Source organism: Pseudomonas canadensis (assembly GCF_030980095.1).
GTDB lineage: Bacteria > Pseudomonadota > Gammaproteobacteria > Pseudomonadales > Pseudomonadaceae > Aquipseudomonas > Aquipseudomonas canadensis.
The window spans coordinates 5,134,121-5,151,778 of sequence record NZ_CP133298.1; the positions used below are offsets into that span (position 1 = coordinate 5,134,121).

Genomic DNA, 17,658 nt, shown 5'->3' on the forward strand with positions numbered 1-17,658 from the left:
TTCGATTCACGGGTTGACACACCTGCGTTCCTCTGTAGAATGCCGACACACAGACGCGGGATGGAGCAGTCTGGTAGCTCGTCGGGCTCATAACCCGAAGGTCGTCGGTTCAAATCCGGCTCCCGCAACCAAACATCAAAAAAGGCTACTCGAAAGAGTGGCCTTTTTTGTGCCTGCTCGTTTTTCCTTCCTGTACGAAAATTGTAAGACAAAAAACTCTTTACTCGTCGCGCACTTACCGTTCTTGGTCAACGTGTAACGACAAATTCACACTTATTTGACCCATCAGCCCATTAACGGTTGACACCCCGCCGTTGGGCTGTAGAATGCCGCCCACAGACGCGGGATGGAGCAGTCTGGTAGCTCGTCGGGCTCATAACCCGAAGGTCGTCGGTTCAAATCCGGCTCCCGCAACCAAACATCAAAAAAGGCTACTCGAAAGAGTGGCCTTTTTTGTATCCGGTGAAAAAGTTCTTCTGAAACAATGGCATGGCAACTTTCATGAAACCCTACACGGTTTGTTGAGTCCATCTCTTTGCAAGCTATGCTGAATGCTCAATCGCTACCCTCTACGACCAATGGCCGCTGTCGCCGCACCCGGTGATACGCGTTAATATTTGTAATTATTTTGTCCATAGGGATTGGTAACTTGGCTGGATACCTCCATCCTGTCGCGCACAATCCACGAGGTGATTGATGCGCGCCAACTCGTCTGAACCACAAGACACTGTCACAGCAGAACAACCGATCACACCCACTCGTTTACGTTGGCTGGATCTGGTGAGCAAGTACCGGCAACCCATCGGGCTGGCCGTCACCCTATTATTGTTCGCCATCGCCCTGATCGCCTGCCGACACCTGCTGTTGGAACTGGACCTCTACGCCCTCCACGACTCGATCCTGGAAGTGCCCAAGCCCGCCTTGCTGGGTGCGTTTGCGGCGGCAGTCGCCGGTTTCGTCATTCTATTGGGCTACGAATTTTCCGGCGCGCGCTACGCGGGCGTGAACCTGCCCGCCAAAACCCTGGCCCTCGGTGGCTTTACCGCCTTCGCCATCGGCAATGCGATTGGCCTGTCGATGCTCTCCGGCGGTTCGGTGCGTTACCGTTTATATGCACGCCATGGCATCGGGGCTTCGGAAGTCGCGCACATGACAGTGTTCGCCAGCCTGGCGCTCGGTACTGCACTGCCGCCACTGGCTGCATTGGCGACACTGAGCAACCTGCCCGCCGCATCGACCTACCTGCATTTGCCACAGGCTGTGCTGGGCGGTATTGCTGGCGCGGTGCTGTTGTTGTCGGCGGTGTTGTGCATAGGCATTTATCGCCGTCGCCTGCCGGAACAACCCTACCCGGATAACCTGCTGGTAAAAGCCGGTCGTCGAACCCTGCGCCTGCCGGGTCGCCGCCTGACCTTCCTGCAACTGATCATTACCGCGCTGGACGTGGCCGCTGCCGCCACTGTCCTTTATATGCTGCTGCCGGAAGCGCCGCCGTTCGGGCCCTTCCTGCTGGTGTACCTGCTGGCCTTGGCCGCTGGTGTGCTCAGCCATGTACCGGGCGGTGTGGGCGTATTTGAAGCGATCCTGCTGGCGGCCTTCGCCGACAAACTGGGCGCCGCGCCTTTGGCCGCCGCCCTGCTGCTGTATCGCATGATCTACGTGGTGTTGCCGCTGCTGATCGCCTGCGTGTTCCTGCTGGTCAACGAAGCACAGCGCCTGTTCCAGACCCAGCAAAGCCTGCGGGTCGCCTCGGGGCTGGCAGCGCCAGTATTGGCCGTGCTGGTTTTTTTGTCCGGCGTGGTCCTGCTGTTCTCTGGCGCCACGCCCGAAATCGACTCACGCCTGGAAAACATCGGCTTCCTGATTCCCCACCGCCTGATTGACGCCTCGCACTTTGGCGCCAGCCTGATCGGCGTGCTGTGCCTGTTGCTGGCCCAGGGTCTGCGTCGACGTTTGTCGGCTGCCTGGATGCTGACCATGGTGCTGCTGTTGGTCGGCGCCCTGCTCTCGCTGCTCAAGGGGTTCGACTGGGAAGAAGCCAGCCTGATGACCATGACCGCGATCCTGCTGGCGATCTTCCGACGCTCGTTTTATCGCGCCAGCCGCCTCACCGAACTGCCCTTCTCGCCGCTGTACCTGGTGGCCAGTGTCTGCGTGCTGGGCGCTTCGATCTGGCTGCTATTGTTCGCTTATCAAGACGTACCGTACAGCCATCAACTGTGGTGGCAGTTCACCCTGGACGCCAACGCTCCACGCGGCCTGCGCTCGCTGCTGGGCGCCGCCGTGGTGCTAGTGATCGTGTCGTTGACCTGGCTGCTGCGCACCGCGCGCCCGGTGATCCACTTGCCGACGCCAGACGAACTGGAGCGCGCCAGCAAGATCCTGATGGCCTCGTCCCAGCCCGACGGAGGCCTGGCGCTTACCGGCGACAAAGCGCTGCTGTTCCACCCCAATGATGAAGCTTTCCTCATGTACGCCCGTCGCGGCCGCAGCCTGGTAGCCTTGTACGACCCGATTGGCCCGACCCAGCCACGGGCCGAGATGATCTGGCAGTTCCGTGACCTGTGCGACATTCACCATGCGCGCCCGGTGTTCTACCAGGTCCGCGCCGAGAACCTGCCGTACTACATGGACATCGGCCTCACCGCCATCAAGCTGGGCGAAGAAGCCCGCGTCGACCTGAAACGCTTTGACCTGGAAGCCAAGGGCAAAGAGATGAAGGATCTGCGCTACACCTGGAACCGCGGCTCGCGGGACGGCCTGTCCCTGGAGATCTGCGAGCCGGGCACCGCGCCGATGGACGAGCTCAAGGTAATCTCCGATGCCTGGCTGACCGGTAAGAACGTACGGGAAAAAGGCTTCTCCCTGGGACGTTTCAGCGACGATTACCTCAAGCACTTTCGCATCGCGATCATTCGCTTCGAAGGGCGCCCGGTGGCCTTCGCCAACCTGCTCGAGACCTACAACCACGACCTGGCCAGTCTCGACCTGATGCGCGCCCACCCGGACGCGCCCAAGCTGACCATGGAGTTCATGATGGTCGGCCTGATTCAACACTATAAGAGTCACGGCTACGCCCGCTTCAGCCTCGGTATGGTGCCGTTGTCGGGCCTGCAACCACGACGCGGCGCCCCGCTGACCCAACGCCTGGGCTCGATGGTGTTCCGACGTGGCGAGCAACTGTATAACTTCCAAGGTTTGCGCCGCTTCAAAGACAAGTTCCAGCCTGACTGGGAACCCCGTTACATGGCCGTGCCCGCAGGACTTGATCCGCTGGTGGCACTGGCCGATACCGCCGCCCTGATCGCGGGCGGCTTGACTGGATTGGTGAAACGCTGATGATTCGACGCTCCTGGCGGTATGTGTTGGCCTTTGTAGTGCTGCTCGCCCTGATCCTGGGTGGCGGCTATTGGTACTGGAACCGCCCTGCCCCGCAGCCAACCCTGGAGCAACTGCCCCAGGCCGATGGCTCGGTGATGACCCGGGTAACCCCGTACGGAACGCCGAAAGCCCGTGTGGCCGTGGCCGTGATGCCCGATGAAATCCTGACCGACAGCCAACTGGTCGCCTTGAGCCAAGGCGGCAAGGCGCAGATTGTCCAGGTGATCCTGCCCAAGGACGACTGCAAGCTGCAGGAACAAGCGCTGCAAAACGCCCTGGGCCAGCTCAAGGGCCAAGCAACGCTGGTCAGCGGCATCGGCCCTGGCGCCGCCCTCGCCTGGCGCTGGCTGGCCACCCAGAACGACGACAAGGCCAACGCCATCTCCGTCGGCTTCGCCTTGGTGCAGGAAGGCTGCAAGGATCCACTGCCAAAGACAGCCGCACACGGCAATTGGCTGGTGGCCTGGAACGATAACCCTGACGATGAAAGCGCCAGTTTCGTACGTGACACCCCGCGCGCCACCACCAGTATCAGCGACTACGACATTCACTACCCGCAAGTGCTGAACAACGAGCTGCGCAAGCAACTGGTAGGTTCGGACAACGGCGGCCTGGCGATTCCGGTGGTTGAAGTCCCGGCCGGCCAAGCGAAAGATACCGTCACCCTGTTCCTCTCCGGTGATGGCGGCTGGCGTGACCTGGACCGTGACGTGGCCGGTGAAATGGCCAAGATCGGCTACCCGGTGGTGGGTATCGATACTCTGCGTTACTACTGGCAGCACAAGACCCCGGAACAAAGCGCCAAGGACCTCACCGAACTGATGCAGCACTACCGTCAGAAATGGGGCACCAAGCGCTTCGTACTGACCGGTTATTCGTTCGGCGCCGATGTATTGCCGGCCATCTACAACCGCCTGCCGGAAAACGAGCAGCAGCGCGTGGACGCGATCATTCTGCTGGCGTTCGCGCGCACGGGCAGCTTCGAAATTGAAGTGGAAGGCTGGTTGGGCAACGCCGGTAAAGAAGCCGCCACTGGGCCGGAAATGGCCAAGCTGCCCCCTGAGAAAGTGGTGTGCATCTACGGCGCGGAAGAGGTCGACGAGAGCGGCTGCACGGACAAGACAGCCGTGGGTGAAGCGTTGAAGTTGCCAGGTGGGCATCACTTCGATGAGAATTACCCGGCGCTGGCGAAGCGGTTGGTGGATATCATCGTGAAGCACCAGGCCAAAACCGAATAAGCTCTTCCCCCGTGGGAGCTGGCTTTTGTGGTGAGCGGGCTTGCCCCGCGCTGGGTGGCGAAGCCGCCCCAATAAGAACGCCGCATTCTGTCAGACAGAATGCGGCGTTTGGTTTTAGGGCTGCTGCGCAGCCCAGCGCGGGGCAAGCCCGCTTACCACACAAGCCCGCTCACCCCAGATAGCTTGCTCCTACAGCGTCTAGCGCGGTTCGATGTGGGCAATCATCAGTTGCACAGTCTCATTCCCACGAAACTCGTTCACATCCAGCTTGTACGCCAACTCCACCCAACGCACGGTCGGGTTCGGCCAGACTTCACGGTCCACGCCAAAGGCAATGCCATCGAGTTTCACTGACCCGCATTCAGTCTTGAGCACCACCTTCAGGTGCCGCTCACCCACCACGCGCTGCTCTACCAACTGGAATACACCGTGAAAGACCGGCTCGGGAAAGTGCTGCCCCCACGGCCCGGCATGTCGCAACGCGCGGGCCAGTTCCAAGTGAAACTCTTCCACCGCCAGAGTGCCATCCGACAACAAGCGTCCGGTCAGGTCTTCCTCACGCAGTTGCCGACGCACTTCAGCATCAAAGGCTTCGGCAAACAGTGGGAAATTTTCCTCGCGCAGTGTCAGGCCAGCCGCCATGGCGTGGCCGCCGTATTTGGCGATCAGGTTGGGATGCTGGCTCGCGACCACCGCCAGGGCGTCACGGATATGAAAACCCTGCACAGAGCGCCCTGAGCCCTTCAACAGGCCATCACCGGCGTCGGCAAAGGCGATGGTCGGTCGGAAATACCGCTCCTTCATGCGCGACGCCAGAATGCCGATTACACCTTGGTGCCATTCCGGGTCGAACAGGCACAAGCCATAGGGCATCGACTCCACCGGCAGGTCCTTGAGCTGGGCCAAGGCCTCGCGCTGCATCCCTTGCTCGATGGATTTACGGTCCTGATTCATGCCATCCAGTTGCGCGGCCATTTCACGGGCAGCGGCAACGTCGGTGGTCAACAGGCATTCGATCCCCAGGCTCATGTCATCCAGGCGACCCGCAGCGTTCAAACGTGGCCCGAGGATAAAGCCCAGGTCAGTAGAAGTGATGCGTGCCGCGTCGCGCTTGGCCACTTCCAGGATCGCCTTGATCCCCGGCCGCGCACGGCCAGCGCGGATACGCTCCAGGCCTTGATGCACGAGGATGCGGTTGTTGGCGTCCAGGGGCACTACGTCGGCCACGCTGCCCAGGGCAACCAGGTCGAGCAATTCACCAATGTTGGGTTGCGGCTTGTTGTCGTACCAGCCCAAGCTGCGCAGGCGCGCACGCAGTGCCATCAGCACGTAAAAGATCACACCCACGCCGGCCAGGGCCTTGCTCGGAAACTCACAGCCGGGCTGGTTCGGATTGACGATGGCATCTGCCGCCGGCAACTCATCACCAGGCAAGTGGTGGTCCGTCACCAACACCTGCAACCCCGCCGCTTTCGCCGCCGCCACGCCTTCGACGCTGGAAATGCCGTTGTCCACGGTGATCAGCAACTGCGGCTCGCGCTGCAGGGCGACAGCGACAATTTCCGGGGTCAGGCCGTAGCCGTACTCGAAACGGTTGGGCACGAGGTAATCGACATGGGCCGCACCGAGCAAACGCAGGCCCAGGGTGCCTACAGTGCTGGCGGTGGCGCCATCGGCGTCGAAGTCACCGACGATTAAGATACGCTGGCGCTGCTCCAATGCGGTCACCAGCAAGTCCACCGCCGCATCAATCCCTTTGAGCTGCTGATAGGGAATCAACCGGGCCAGGCTTTTATCCAGCTCGGCCTCGGACTGCACCCCGCGCGCGGCGTAGAGACGGGTCAACAGCGGTGGCAGTTCACCGAGAAACGGGAGGACGGCGGGCAACGGGCGAGGATCGATACGCATGGGGTGACGGGAGCTTCTCTTCTATTTGAAAGTTAGTTAGCAATGCTAAAGGCAACGCAGATCAGCTGTGGGAGCTGGCTTGTTGTGGCGAGGGAGCTTGCTTCCGTGGGCTGCGTAGCAGCCTCTCGCTTTTTGGGGGGCGCTTCGCACCCCAGCGCAAGCAAGCTTGCTCACCACAACAGCTGGCTCCTACAGTCTCAGCCGCGTTCGCCGACCAGCCATTGCAGTTGGACTTCATGCTGACCACGGTCGTCGGTGACGAACATCGTGCCTTCGCTGATCATCACGTCCCACTTGATGACGCGGGGCATGTCCTTGGCCAGGGTCTCCAAGACTTCCTGGGGCACGGCGGCGATGTGTACGTTTTTCAGGTTATTCGCCACCGGCACTACCTTGCCTTCCCACACGCGCAAGCTGCCGTAGGCCAGCAGGCTGGTGCGTTCGGTGCGGCGCGAGCACCAGGTGAGGCGGTCGGCGTCGGGCTGGCCGACTTCGATCCAGTGCAAAACCCGATCATCCAGGCTTTTTTCCCACAGGGCTGGTTCGTCTACATCTGACAGGCCGCGCCCGAACGACAACTGCTCGTTGTACCAGAGGGCGTAGGCCAGCAGGCGCACGGTCATGCGCTCTTCGGTTTCCGACGGGTGGCGGGCGATGGTTTGTTTGACGCTCTCGTACACCGAGCGATCGAGGTCGGTGAGGTTGAGTTCGAATTTGTAGGTCGTGGACGGCTGGGCCATGAACGGGCTTCTAGAGACAGGGAAAGGCGGCCAGTCTAACCGATGGCGAGGCTATTCAACGAATCCTGCGCTGCCCAGGGCTACTCGCCTATGTTAAAAGGCATCACACCCACGCCCTGCGCAGACAAGGATCCTCATGTCGTTCAACGCCAAACCGCTTGCCGGACTGAAAGTCATCGAACTCGGCACCCTGATCGCCGGCCCGTTTGCCTCCCGTATCTGTGCGGAATTCGGCGCCGACGTGATCAAGGTCGAGTCTCCCGACGGCGGCGACCCCCTGCGCAAATGGCGCAAGCTGTACGAGGGCACATCGCTGTGGTGGTTCGTGCAGGCGCGTAACAAACAGTCGCTGACGCTGAACCTCAAGCACCCCGACGGTCTGGCCATCCTCAAGCAACTGTTGGCCGACGCCGACATCCTGATCGAGAATTTCCGCCCCGGCGTGCTGGAAAAACTCGGCCTGAGCTGGGAAACCCTGCACGCCCTCAACCCCAAGCTGGTGATGGTACGTCTCTCCGGCTTTGGCCAGACCGGGCCGATGAAAGATCAGCCAGGGTTTGGTGCTGTGGGCGAATCCATGGGCGGCCTGCGCTACATCACCGGTTTTGAAGACCGCCCGCCGGTCCGCACCGGTATTTCGATCGGCGACTCGATCGCCGCGTTATGGGCGGTGATCGGTGCGTTGATGGCGCTGCGTCATCGCGAAGTCAATGGCGGTTTGGGGCAAGTGGTGGATGTGGCGCTGTACGAAGCCATCTTCGCCATGATGGAGAGCATGATTCCGGAGTTCGACGTGTTTGGCTTCATCCGCGAACGCACCGGTAACATCATGCCCGGCATCACGCCGTCCTCGATCCACACCAGCGCCGATGGCAAGCATGTACAGATTGGCGCCAACGGCGATGCGATCTTCAAGCGCTTTATGTCGGCCATCGGTCGAGAAGACCTCGCCAACGATCCTGCACTTGCCAGCAATGACGGGCGCGATAGCCGCCGTGATGAGCTGTATGGGGTAATTGATCGCTGGGTGAACTCGCTGCCGCTGGGTCAGGTGGTAGAGATCCTGAATAAGGCCGAAGTGCCCGCCAGCCGCATCTATAGCGCCGAAGACATGCTCGGCGACCCGCAATTCCTCGCCAGGGAGATGTTCCTCAAGGCCAAGTTGCCTGGCGGCAAGGACTTCAAGATGCCGGGCATCGTGCCCAAGCTGTCGGACACGCCGGGCAGCTGCGAATGGGTCGGGCCGCAGTTGGGTGAACATAACAGCCAGGTGCTGGGCGGGCTGGGTTATGACGCTGCCGCCATTGTGCGTTTACGTGAGGCAGGCGCGATCTGATGATCCGCAGGCTTGCTCAGCTTTGCCTCGGCGTCATGCTCGCCTGGGGCCCGACCGCCAACGCTGAAGACACGCTGGTCTGGCTATTACGTGACCTGCCTCCCCTGACCATTTTCGAAGGCCCACGCAAAGGCCAGGGTGCGCTGGACCAGTTACTGCCGATACTCATCGAACGCCTGCCGGAGTACCGCCACCAAGTGCTGCACGTCAATCGCGCACGGGGCATGCAAATGCTGCGTGAGCCCACGTTCACCTGTGATCCGTCATTGCTGTGGACGGCCGAACGGGCCAGGTACGTCGTGTTTTCCAGCCAGGCGTTTGTGGTGGCCGGCAATGGCGTCACCATCCGACACGACCAGCAGGACGCCATGGCGCCCTACATCACGCAAGGCCAGTTTGACCTGCAGGCGTTCCTCGATGCTCACACGTCTAGGGTGGGAGCCATCGCCGAGCGCAGCTACGGGCCTGTCATCGATGAACAGCTCAAGCACGCTGATGCGCACAAGCTCGCACTGCATTACGGCAACGACGCCTTGGGTAGCCTGTTGCAGATGCAGCGCCTGGGCAGACTGGAGGCGGTGTTGGGTTATTGGCCGGAAATCCGCTATCACGCGATGCAGCAGGGCATCGTCTCGGACGACTTGATGTTCTACCCCATCAAAGGCTCGGCGCCTTACCAACGGACGCACATCGGTTGCTCGGATACGCCCCAGGGACGCCAAGCCATCGAAAGGATCAACCAGATCCTGCGCGAAATCCCACAAGAGCAGATACAGCAGTCCTACGCCTCATGGCTGGACCCCGTCATGCGTGAACAGTATCTGCGCGATAACCCGAGTTTTTTCCAGGACTCGCCGGCCCCCTGACAAATCGCAGGCAAAAAGAAACCCCGGAGCGTGGGGAGACACTTCGGGGTTAAACGTGGCCTACAAAGACCAGTACAACAAGGCACAAACACCGGAGCACAATGTTTGCTCTTGCTGTTACGAAATCTGACCGGCCACGCTGTAGGAAGTTTCCATAATTAAACAATTCTTCATGCGGCGGTGGCGTTGCGGGTCTGGGCTGCGTTGCGCAAGGCCGCGATGACCGAGGGTTCGACGCGCCCTTCGGCAATTTTGATGTCACGCAGCAGGCAATCCACCACATCCACCAGCACGCGTTTGTCCATCAATTGGGCGCGGTCGACTTCACGTTCGACCACAATGGCGCCAGCAGGATTCTTCACGGTTACCAGGCACTCGTCCTGCACACCAGAGGTGGTCAGCGTAACCTGATAAGGGCTCAGTGCTTCTTCGAGCAATAGGCTGATACTTTCCATCTCGATCACCACTCAATAGTTCGGGAACAATCGTTTCAACGGGAGCTGCATCTATCCTAAGTGACTGTTTGTGACGTAGGAAAGTTCGCTTTATCGTCTTTATGGGGCCGTCAGGGGGTGACGGATTCCAGCATGCGCTTGCAACATGACAGGGAAAAAACGGCTGCACATAACTGCTTACGCAATGGGCGGCTGTTTTGGGGTTGGCCGAGGGCCGAGACCCGAGGTGAATCCTATACTCGGTGAGCGCTGGTATAGCTGCGACGCAGATAAAAGCGCAGGTCAAAAGGCCCTTATTGCGAAGGATGAAGATGATGGCGGAACACAATGAACAGCAAACATCGACAGACAGAATGCACGCCGAGGTCTCACGTATTTTTGCTGAAATCGCACGTATGAACGCAGAGCAGAACAAACTCAACAAAGAATCCCTGAAGATAACCTGTGAGACTTTCTGGTACCCGGTGGGTATCGCGACAGGGTTCTATGCCGCAGTCGGCACCGTCATAGTCGTCGCGCAGAAACTATTCTCGTAACACTAGACCGGGCCTGCCAGAAACAGAAAACGCCGCTGCCCCAAGGAAGGGAAAGCGGCGTTTTTGTGCACCGTGAACACCCCACTTTCCACCATCACTGGGTTAACAGGCTAAAATCCCCGAATTGTCCGGGGAATCTATCTTGAGAAGCGCACCTGAAAAACCCTTGCGCATCATCCTTGCCGACGACCATCCCATTTTCCTGATTGGTCTGCGAGCCGTCTTGGAACGCGATGAACAGTTGGAAATCGTCGGCGAAGCCAACTCACCCCAGTCCCTTGCCCAATTACTGCAACACTGTGCCTGCGACCTGTTGATCACCGATTTCATGATGCCCGCCGAACCCCAGGCCGACGGTTTGCGACTGATCGAACAACTGCGCCGGCATCACCCAACGCTGCCCATCGTCGTGGTGACCATGCTCAACAACGCTGGGTTGTTTCACGCCATTCTGGAGCTGGGTGTCATGGGCCTGCTGAGTAAAGCCAGCCTCGCGAATGAATTGCCTGAAGCCGTCCGGGGGGTACGCCAGCAGCAATGCTATGTGGCCCACACCATTCGCCAGTCACTGAGCGCCGTGGGCACTGATCGATTGCAGTCCCACGAGCAACTGTCGCCCCGCGAGCTGGAAGTGATTCGCCTGCTGGCGAGAGGGCTGACCGTTGGTGAGATTGCGGCACAACTGCATCGCAGCAAGCAGACAGTCAGTGCGCAAAAAGTGAGCGCCATGCGCAAGCTAGGGCTCAGTACCGACGCATCATTGTTTATCTACGTGCAGGAGCATGGGTTGGCCTAGCCTCATGGCCGAGCCACTCTTTCAGTGCCTGAGCGTCCATCGGCGGGGCAATCAGGCGGCCTTGCAACCAGGCAGGGCCCAGTGCACAGGCCGCATCACGATCGGCTGTCGTTTCAATGCCCGCCATCACCACGTTCATGCCCATGCGGCTGGCCATGCTCATGGCGCCTGCAACGACGGCCACTTTGCGCTCATCGCCCGCCATTCCACAGGCAAAGGCCGGTGGTATTTTCAGCTCGGTGAAAGGCAGCTCCAGCAAACGCTGCAAACTCGTACCGCCAACGCCGAAGTCACCGATAGACAATTTGCAACCGATCATCCGCAAACGTAGCAAGCTGCTGACATGAGCACTGTCGGTGTTCAAGCGGGTGGTTTCGACCAGTTCCAGCGTCAGGCTATGGGCGGGCACGGCATAGCGTTGCAGCAGGCGCTGCAGCCTCTGGGGAAAATGCGCATGCTCCAGCATCCGCCCGGGAATGTTCACCGCCACTGGCAAGATCTCGCCCGTATCCCACGCTATCTGGCTGACAAGGCCTAGGGCCTCTTCCATCACATGCCAGGTAAATGCCTCCTCCATACCGGCAAACTCCAGCACCGGCAGGAATTCATGCGGTAGCAACACTTCTCCCTCAGGTAGGTACCACCTCGCCAGCACCTCAACCCCTTGCAATACGCCTGCCTGGCAAACGATAGGCTGAAAGCTGGCGCTGGCGTAGCGCGCGATGGCTACCTGGCAGGCATCCACCGAAGGCGGCAATTCATCCTGCTCATTCACCCCCAACAGTTGGCGTACCCTCTCCCAGGACACTACCTGCGGCCCTGGGCGTAAGTGTTGCCGGCAAACCGTCAGCAGTTGCCCGATCAGCTGTGCCGAGGCGGGTTTGGGCAAACACCTGAGCACATTCAACCCGGCCTGACGCGCCATGTTGGCGACACCCTCCAATACGTTGGGCTCAGCATTGCTTAACAGGATCAGCACCTGAGTCTGCCGCAGCTCGCCCAATTCGCGAATCAGCTCAAGGGCATCGCCTTGCTCCAGATAGAGGTCGCAAATAGCAATGTCTACCGGCCCCTTGCTCGCCAACGACTGCCGGGCGGCATCTACTGTTTCGGCCGTCATTACATTAAATACACCATTGGCATTGAGCATCTGGTGCAGGGCCATCAGTTGGAACGGGTTATCTTCGAGGATCAAGACATTGAGGGAGCGCATGAAAAACTCTACGACGTAAAAGCGAGGTGGCGCAGGCTACTCAAAAGGCCCTGCGCGCCCCATAGGACACGTCCTATTCTTGCGGATTCAAATGAGCCCCCAGCTCAACTTTAAACTCTGCCAGCGCTTCATTCAGCACAAGCCACAGGGGTTGAACTTCTTCAATACGTTGCTCACGCAGGCAGCTTTCAAGCCCCACACACGCCTTGGCAAGGGGCAGCGCATCCACCAGGCAGCAAATGCCCTTGAGGCGATGCAGCGAGGCCATCACCCGGGGGAAATCCTGTTCCGCCAACGCCGCCTTGATCGCGTCGTGCTCATGTTCAAGACTCTTCGCCAGCTCCTCCAGCATTCGCTGCAGCACCGGCCCATCGGCCTGGGTCATCGCATGCAAGGTCTGGATATTGAAGGTGCGCAACGGCGCCACGCGGGCGAGTACCCTGGCCCAGTGTTCAAGGGTAACCGGCTTGACCAGCAGTTCATCCATCCCCACCTCAAGACAACGCTGGTGCTCATCCTCCATGGCATTGGCGGTACAACCTACCAACGCACAGCGCGGTCGTCGCTCCTGCGCTTCAATCCCGCGGACCGCTTCGCTCAAGGCGTAGCCGGACATACCCGGCATGTTGCAATCGGTCACCAGCACGTCAAAGGCGTCATCTCGCCAATGCTGCAAGGCCAACTCAGCCGAGTCGAGGGCCACCACCCGATGACCGAGGAATTGAAGCTGCTGAGCCAGTACCAGACGATTGGCGGGCAGGTCATCCACGACCAGCACCGACAAACGGCGACCGACAGTCGGCAGGGTCATCTCAGGCACAACGGGCATGTCGTCGCCACTAACCCGTTCCAGATACAGGTCAATGCACACCGTCGTGCCCTCGCCCGCCGCGCTGCTCAGGGAGATCGTGCCGCCCATCAACTCCACCAGTTGCTGACAAATGCTCAAGCCCAGTCCCGTCCCGCCATGCTGAGCCGCCGTCAGCGGGCTGACCTGGACAAAAGGCTTGAACACCCGGGCCTGTTGTTCGACGCCAATCCCCGGCCCACTGTCTGCAACACACACATGCAGGTATTCAGCGCCTGACTCATCGCACAGGGTGACGACGCTGAGGCGGACCTCACCCTGCTCGGTAAACTTCAACGCATTGCCCAGCAGGTTGTGCATGACCTGCCGCAAACGCAGCGGGTCGAACCAATAATTCCCTTGCGCCGCTGGGTCAAACGCCAGGGTCAAATGCAGGCCTTTTTTACGTGCGGTGGCTTCGAACAGGCGCTGGATCCCCTCGAAAAAACTTTTCAGGTCAGTGGTCTGCGGCGCCAGTTGCAAATGGCCTGCTTCGATCTTGGCCAGGTCCAGGCTATCGCCCATTAACTCAATCAATTCTCGTGCCGAACGATGGGCCACCTGTAGCGCTTCGGAAACGCGTTTGCCCTCGGCCAGGGCGCGTTCTTGTTCCAATTCAAGCAAGCCGATGATGGCGGTCATCGGTGTACGAATTTCGTGGCTGAGCGTCGAGAGAAACGCACTTTTGGCGTAATTCGCTTCGTCAGCAGCCTGGCGTGCGTCCATCAACTGATGTTCCAGGACTTTGCGCTCATTGATGTCGATCCACCCCCCGAGCAATCCCTGCAATTGGCCGCGCGCGTCGAAAAACGGCACCGTCCATTGATACACGTGGAAAGTGCCGCCGTTGAACTCCAACTGGCGATCAACAAATAACGATCGCTGCGTTGCCAACTGCTCCATGTGCCCTGCATGCAGGCGTGCGGCAGTAGCTTCTGGCATCAAGCCACTCTCCATCAAGGTCAGGCCCTGGATCTGCTCGCGCCGGGTGGCCAACTGCTGCTCATAGCTGGTGTTACAGGTCACCAACCGCCCAGCCAGGTCACGTACGAAAACCGGATTGGGCATGCCGTCGAGCAAGGCACGCTTGAAGGCCAACTGATCGCTCAGTCGTTGCTCGGCCACTAAGCGCTGCTGGATCTGACGCTTGAGCCGGCTATTCCAGGCCAGCGATACCAACACACACAACAGCGCCATGGCGACCGTCCAATAGGCCCATGGCGGCACACGCTGCCATGCCGATGTAGGGATGGGCACCGCGCCCAGCCAGCGCAAGCGCAGCGCGCTCAACTCTGCCACCGGCATCGCTTCCAAAGCCTTGTTCACAATACTCAGCAGCTCGGGCTGATCCTTGCGCACCACAAGGCTGTTGGACGACCACTTGCCCTCGACACTACGCCCGATACGCAAGCCGTCGGACGGGTAACTCTGCACCTCCACTTCATTCTGGATAGTCGCTGCCGCGTGCCCCTGGATCACTTGATCACGGGCCTGGGTATAGTTATCGACAGAGAGAATTTCGATGTCTGGGTGTTCACGACGAATAAAGCTTTCCAGTACATGACGTGCCGGCAACGCCAATACTTTGCCGGACAGTTCACTCAAACTGACCAGTAATGGCGTGTCGCTGCGCTGGATAAACACCCACCCGGCGCCACCAAAACCATGACTGAAATCCAGGAATTGCCTGCGTTCCTGATTCTCGGCCAGCGTGGTGTTCATATCCGCCCTGCCCGCTGCCAGTAACTCCAGGGTCTGCGCGGTGGAAGACACCTCTTCCATCACGAACTGCAACCCCGTCATGCGTGAAATCCGGTTTAGCAGATCGACGTTCAGGCCGACCCATTGGTCATCCTTGTCTTTGAAGATGTACGGCGACTGTTGTTGGGACGCCACCACCACATGAGGATGGTGCAACAGCCACGCTTGCTCCTGGGCCGACAACACAATGCGGTCTGCGGCGATGTCCACCCCCAGGCCAGTGGTCCAGCGCGCCAGGATTTCACGCTGTATCGACTCGTCGATACTCGCCAGGGCACGGTCCAGCATGGCGCCCAATAAAGGGTCCGCCGCACGGGAGGCAAAGGCAAAACCAATCGGCGCCAGCCGGCTTTCCACCTTTATCTGCAAACCCAGGTAAGGACGCAGCGACTTGTAGGCACGCACGATCACTTCATTGCCGATAAAGGCATCGGCATCCCCTTGGTTCAACGCCTCCAAGCCACTGTAAAGGTTCGGAGCCAGTATGATATGACTGGCGGGATAGGCCCGATGCACATTGCCGACATTGGCATATCCCTCCAGCAAAACCACCTTCTTGTCCGCGAGGTCCTCGTTCTGCGTGGCGTCGTCGCGGCGCACGACAACCACCGAACGATCCGGCATGTAGTCCCGGGTAAACCGCAACCCAGGCACATCCCGCTCATAGCCATTGGCGCTGGTCAGAATATCAATCGCCCCACTGCGCAAGGCTTCCACCGCTTGCGCCCGCTCAGCGAAGCCCATCACCTGCATGGGCACATCGAGGCGCGCGCCGATTAGGCTCAGGTAGTCGGCGCTGATGCCCTGGTAGCGATTATGGTCGCGGGTAATATCAATCGGCTGGTAATCATCAATGGAGATACCAACCTTCAGCGTTCGATGGGTCGCCAGCCATTGCTGCTCGGCGGCCGTCAAAGGCAAGGGTGCCAGAGGCGTAAATGCCGGGACCAGTTTGAAGGGCAGGCTAACGGCTGCCAGGGTCGTCGACAGATGACCGAACAAGAGCAGACACACCAGCCACATGCATCTTCGGCTCAATAAAAGCACCGTATTGGTTTCCTTGTTTTTTGTTGTCGGTTGCCCGTTGGAGTATGGCCTGCCCCAATGAAAAAGCCCGTCACTAAGACGGGCTTGAGCAACCTCGCGAAGCCATTGAATCAGAGCGGCTTGCCACGATTTCCGTGCTGGCTCACAAACGCCTGCACAGCCTTCAGGTCATTGGCCAACACGGTGCAACGCTCTTCACGCTCGAACAGGTCCGCCAAGTGCACAGGCAGCTCCAGCGCCTTACCAACACCAGCCTTCTCTACCGCTTCCGGGAATTTAACCGGGTGGGCGGTGCCCAGGATCACCATCGGAATGTCCAGGCTGCGGCGGCATTCGCGGGCGGCCTTCACACCGATAGCGGTGTGCGGGTCGAGCAGCTCGCCGGTCTGGGCATAGACTTCAGCGATGGTTTCGCAGGTCTGTGCATCGTCCACGGCCAGGGAATCGAACAGCTTGCGGGTTTCGGTCCAGCGCTCTTCTTCCACGCTAAAACCGCCGCCACTCTTGAAGGTGTCCATCAAGCCGGCAATCGCTGCACCGTTACGACCGTGCATGTCGAACAGCAGGCGCTCGAAGTTCGACGAAACCATGATGTCCATCGACGGCGACAGGGTGGCGTGCAGGGTTTCCTTGACGTACTGGTTGCCGCTCATGAAGCGGTGCAGGATGTCGTTGCGGTTGGTGGCGACGATCAATTGGTTGATCGGCAGGCCCATGTTGCGCGCCAGGTAACCGGCGAAGATATCGCCAAAGTTGCCGGTAGGCACCGAGAACGACACCGAACGCGCCGGGCCGCCCAACTGCAGGGAAGCGTGGAAGTAGTAAACGATCTGGGCCATGATCCGCGCCCAGTTGATCGAGTTCACCGCTACCAGGCGTGTGCCCTTCAGGAAGCTCTGGTCAGCAAAGCTGTTCTTGACCATTTCCTGGCAGTCATCGAAGTTGCCTTCGATGGCAATGTTGTGGATGTTTTCACCAAAGATGGTAGTCATCTGGCGACGCTGCACTTCCGACACGCGCTTGTGCGGGTGCAGGATGAAGATGTCGACGTTTTCGCAATGCTTGCAGCCTTCGATGGCCGCCGAGCCGGTATCACCGGAGGTGGCGCCGATGATCACCACGCGCTCGCCGCGCTTCTCCAGCACGTAGTCGAGCAGGCGACCCAGCAGTTGCAAGGCGAAGTCCTTGAATGCCAGGGTCGGGCCGTGGAACAGCTCCAGTACCCATTCGTTGCCATTCAGCTGGCGCAGTGGCGCGATGGCATTGTGGGAGAAGACACCGTAGGTTTCTTCCAGGATCTTCTTGAAGTCCGCATCCGGAATGCTGCCGGTGACGAACGGGCGCATCACGCGGAACGCCAGTTCGTGGTACGGCAGGCCGGCCCACGAAGCGATTTCTTCCTGGGTAAAACGTGGCAGGTTTTCCGGCACGTACAGGCCGCCGTCGGTGGCAAGACCTGCCAGCAGGACGTCTTCGAAATTCAGGGCCGGTGCCTGGCCGCGGGTGCTGATATAACGCATGACTGGCTCCTCTA

General features: G+C 59.7%; 12 protein-coding genes and 2 tRNA genes. 8 read left to right on the forward strand and 6 right to left on the reverse strand.

Annotation, left to right across the window (positions count from 1 at the left end; genetic code table 11):
* Window positions 1–54 precede the first annotated feature (54 nt).
* The 4 genes from RB216_RS23870 (at window position 55) to RB216_RS23885 (ending at window position 4,619) form a co-directional block, all read left to right on the forward strand.
* Window positions 55–131 (forward strand) — tRNA-Met (locus tag RB216_RS23870).
* A 209-nt stretch (window positions 132–340) separates the two neighbouring features.
* Window positions 341–417: transfer RNA gene (locus RB216_RS23875), tRNA-Met, on the forward strand.
* Window positions 418–696: 279 nt separating this feature from the next.
* Window positions 697–3,339 carry a bifunctional lysylphosphatidylglycerol flippase/synthetase MprF gene (gene mprF / locus RB216_RS23880; protein WP_028617801.1) on the forward strand — a complete coding sequence of 881 codons (2,643 nt, stop codon included), beginning with the start codon at window positions 697–699 and terminating at the stop codon, window positions 3,337–3,339.
* Window positions 3,339–4,619 (forward strand): virulence factor family protein, encoded by a 1,281-nt coding sequence (locus tag RB216_RS23885; RefSeq protein WP_028617802.1) that lies wholly within the window; start codon window positions 3,339–3,341, stop codon window positions 4,617–4,619. The genes mprF and RB216_RS23885 overlap by 1 nt, the downstream gene beginning before the upstream one ends.
* Before the next feature lie 198 nt (window positions 4,620–4,817).
* Here RB216_RS23885 and recJ read toward each other — a convergent pair whose 3' ends face one another.
* Both recJ and RB216_RS23895 read right to left on the reverse strand, forming a co-directional pair.
* The gene (recJ, locus tag RB216_RS23890; RefSeq protein ID WP_028617803.1) at window positions 4,818–6,527 is read right to left on the reverse strand and encodes a single-stranded-DNA-specific exonuclease RecJ; all 1,710 of its coding nucleotides are present in this window, start codon (window positions 6,525–6,527) and stop codon (window positions 4,818–4,820) included.
* 197 nt (window positions 6,528–6,724) lie between these two features.
* Entirely contained in the window at window positions 6,725–7,267 is a 543-nt protein-coding gene (locus tag RB216_RS23895) for a YaeQ family protein (protein WP_016977727.1), read from the reverse strand.
* A 136-nt stretch (window positions 7,268–7,403) separates the two neighbouring features.
* Between RB216_RS23895 and RB216_RS23900 the strand changes: the two genes are divergently transcribed.
* Entirely contained in the window at window positions 7,404–8,603 is a 1,200-nt protein-coding gene (locus RB216_RS23900; protein WP_028617804.1) for a CaiB/BaiF CoA transferase family protein, read from the forward strand.
* On the forward strand, window positions 8,603–9,469 hold the full coding sequence (locus tag RB216_RS23905) for a TIGR02285 family protein (RefSeq protein ID WP_068932564.1): 867 nt from the start codon (window positions 8,603–8,605) through the stop codon (window positions 9,467–9,469). Before RB216_RS23900 ends, RB216_RS23905 begins: the two co-directional genes overlap by 1 nt.
* 170 nt (window positions 9,470–9,639) lie before the next feature.
* Here RB216_RS23905 and RB216_RS23910 read toward each other — a convergent pair whose 3' ends face one another.
* Window positions 9,640–9,924 (reverse strand): DUF3509 domain-containing protein, encoded by a 285-nt coding sequence (locus RB216_RS23910; RefSeq protein WP_028617806.1) that lies wholly within the window; start codon window positions 9,922–9,924, stop codon window positions 9,640–9,642.
* A gap of 314 nt (window positions 9,925–10,238) precedes the next feature.
* Between RB216_RS23910 and RB216_RS23915 the strand changes: the two genes are divergently transcribed.
* Window positions 10,239–10,460 carry a hypothetical protein gene (locus tag RB216_RS23915; protein ID WP_049711681.1) on the forward strand — a complete coding sequence of 74 codons (222 nt, stop codon included), beginning with the start codon at window positions 10,239–10,241 and terminating at the stop codon, window positions 10,458–10,460.
* 142 nt (window positions 10,461–10,602) lie between these two features.
* Entirely contained in the window at window positions 10,603–11,256 is a 654-nt protein-coding gene (locus tag RB216_RS23920) for a response regulator (protein WP_068932565.1), read from the forward strand.
* Here RB216_RS23920 and RB216_RS23925 read toward each other — a convergent pair.
* From RB216_RS23925 to thrC, 3 genes are all read right to left on the reverse strand, one after another.
* Complete coding sequence (locus RB216_RS23925; protein ID WP_122685557.1) at window positions 11,225–12,469, reverse strand: EAL domain-containing response regulator; 1,245 nt, start codon at window positions 12,467–12,469, stop codon at window positions 11,225–11,227. The two genes, RB216_RS23920 and RB216_RS23925, sit on opposite strands and share 32 nt — an antisense overlap.
* A gap of 73 nt (window positions 12,470–12,542) precedes the next feature.
* Window positions 12,543–16,100 (reverse strand): transporter substrate-binding domain-containing protein, encoded by a 3,558-nt coding sequence (locus RB216_RS23930; RefSeq protein ID WP_308907973.1) that lies wholly within the window; start codon window positions 16,098–16,100, stop codon window positions 12,543–12,545.
* 134 nt (window positions 16,101–16,234) lie between these two features.
* Complete coding sequence (thrC, locus tag RB216_RS23935; RefSeq protein ID WP_028617811.1) at window positions 16,235–17,644, reverse strand: threonine synthase; 1,410 nt, start codon at window positions 17,642–17,644, stop codon at window positions 16,235–16,237.
* Window positions 17,645–17,658: the final 14 nt, after the last annotated feature.

Bases quoted from the DNA above. Each gene is read 5' to 3' on its own strand.
- mprF (WP_028617801.1), top strand. From the start codon at position 697: ATGCGCGCCAACTCGTCTGAACCACAAGACACTGTCACAGCAGAACAA.
- RB216_RS23885 (WP_028617802.1), top strand. From the start codon at position 3,339: ATGATTCGACGCTCCTGGCGGTATGTGTTGGCCTTTGTAGTGCTGCTC.
- recJ (WP_028617803.1), bottom strand. From the start codon at position 6,527: ATGCGTATCGATCCTCGCCCGTTGCCCGCCGTCCTCCCGTTTCTCGGT.
- RB216_RS23895 (WP_016977727.1), bottom strand. From the start codon at position 7,267: ATGGCCCAGCCGTCCACGACCTACAAATTCGAACTCAACCTCACCGAC.
- RB216_RS23900 (WP_028617804.1), top strand. From the start codon at position 7,404: ATGTCGTTCAACGCCAAACCGCTTGCCGGACTGAAAGTCATCGAACTC.
- RB216_RS23905 (WP_068932564.1), top strand. From the start codon at position 8,603: ATGATCCGCAGGCTTGCTCAGCTTTGCCTCGGCGTCATGCTCGCCTGG.
- RB216_RS23910 (WP_028617806.1), bottom strand. From the start codon at position 9,924: ATGGAAAGTATCAGCCTATTGCTCGAAGAAGCACTGAGCCCTTATCAG.
- RB216_RS23915 (WP_049711681.1), top strand. From the start codon at position 10,239: ATGGCGGAACACAATGAACAGCAAACATCGACAGACAGAATGCACGCC.
- RB216_RS23925 (WP_122685557.1), bottom strand. From the start codon at position 12,469: ATGCGCTCCCTCAATGTCTTGATCCTCGAAGATAACCCGTTCCAACTG.
- RB216_RS23930 (WP_308907973.1), bottom strand. From the start codon at position 16,100: ATGTGGCTGGTGTGTCTGCTCTTGTTCGGTCATCTGTCGACGACCCTG.
- thrC (WP_028617811.1), bottom strand. From the start codon at position 17,644: ATGCGTTATATCAGCACCCGCGGCCAGGCACCGGCCCTGAATTTCGAA.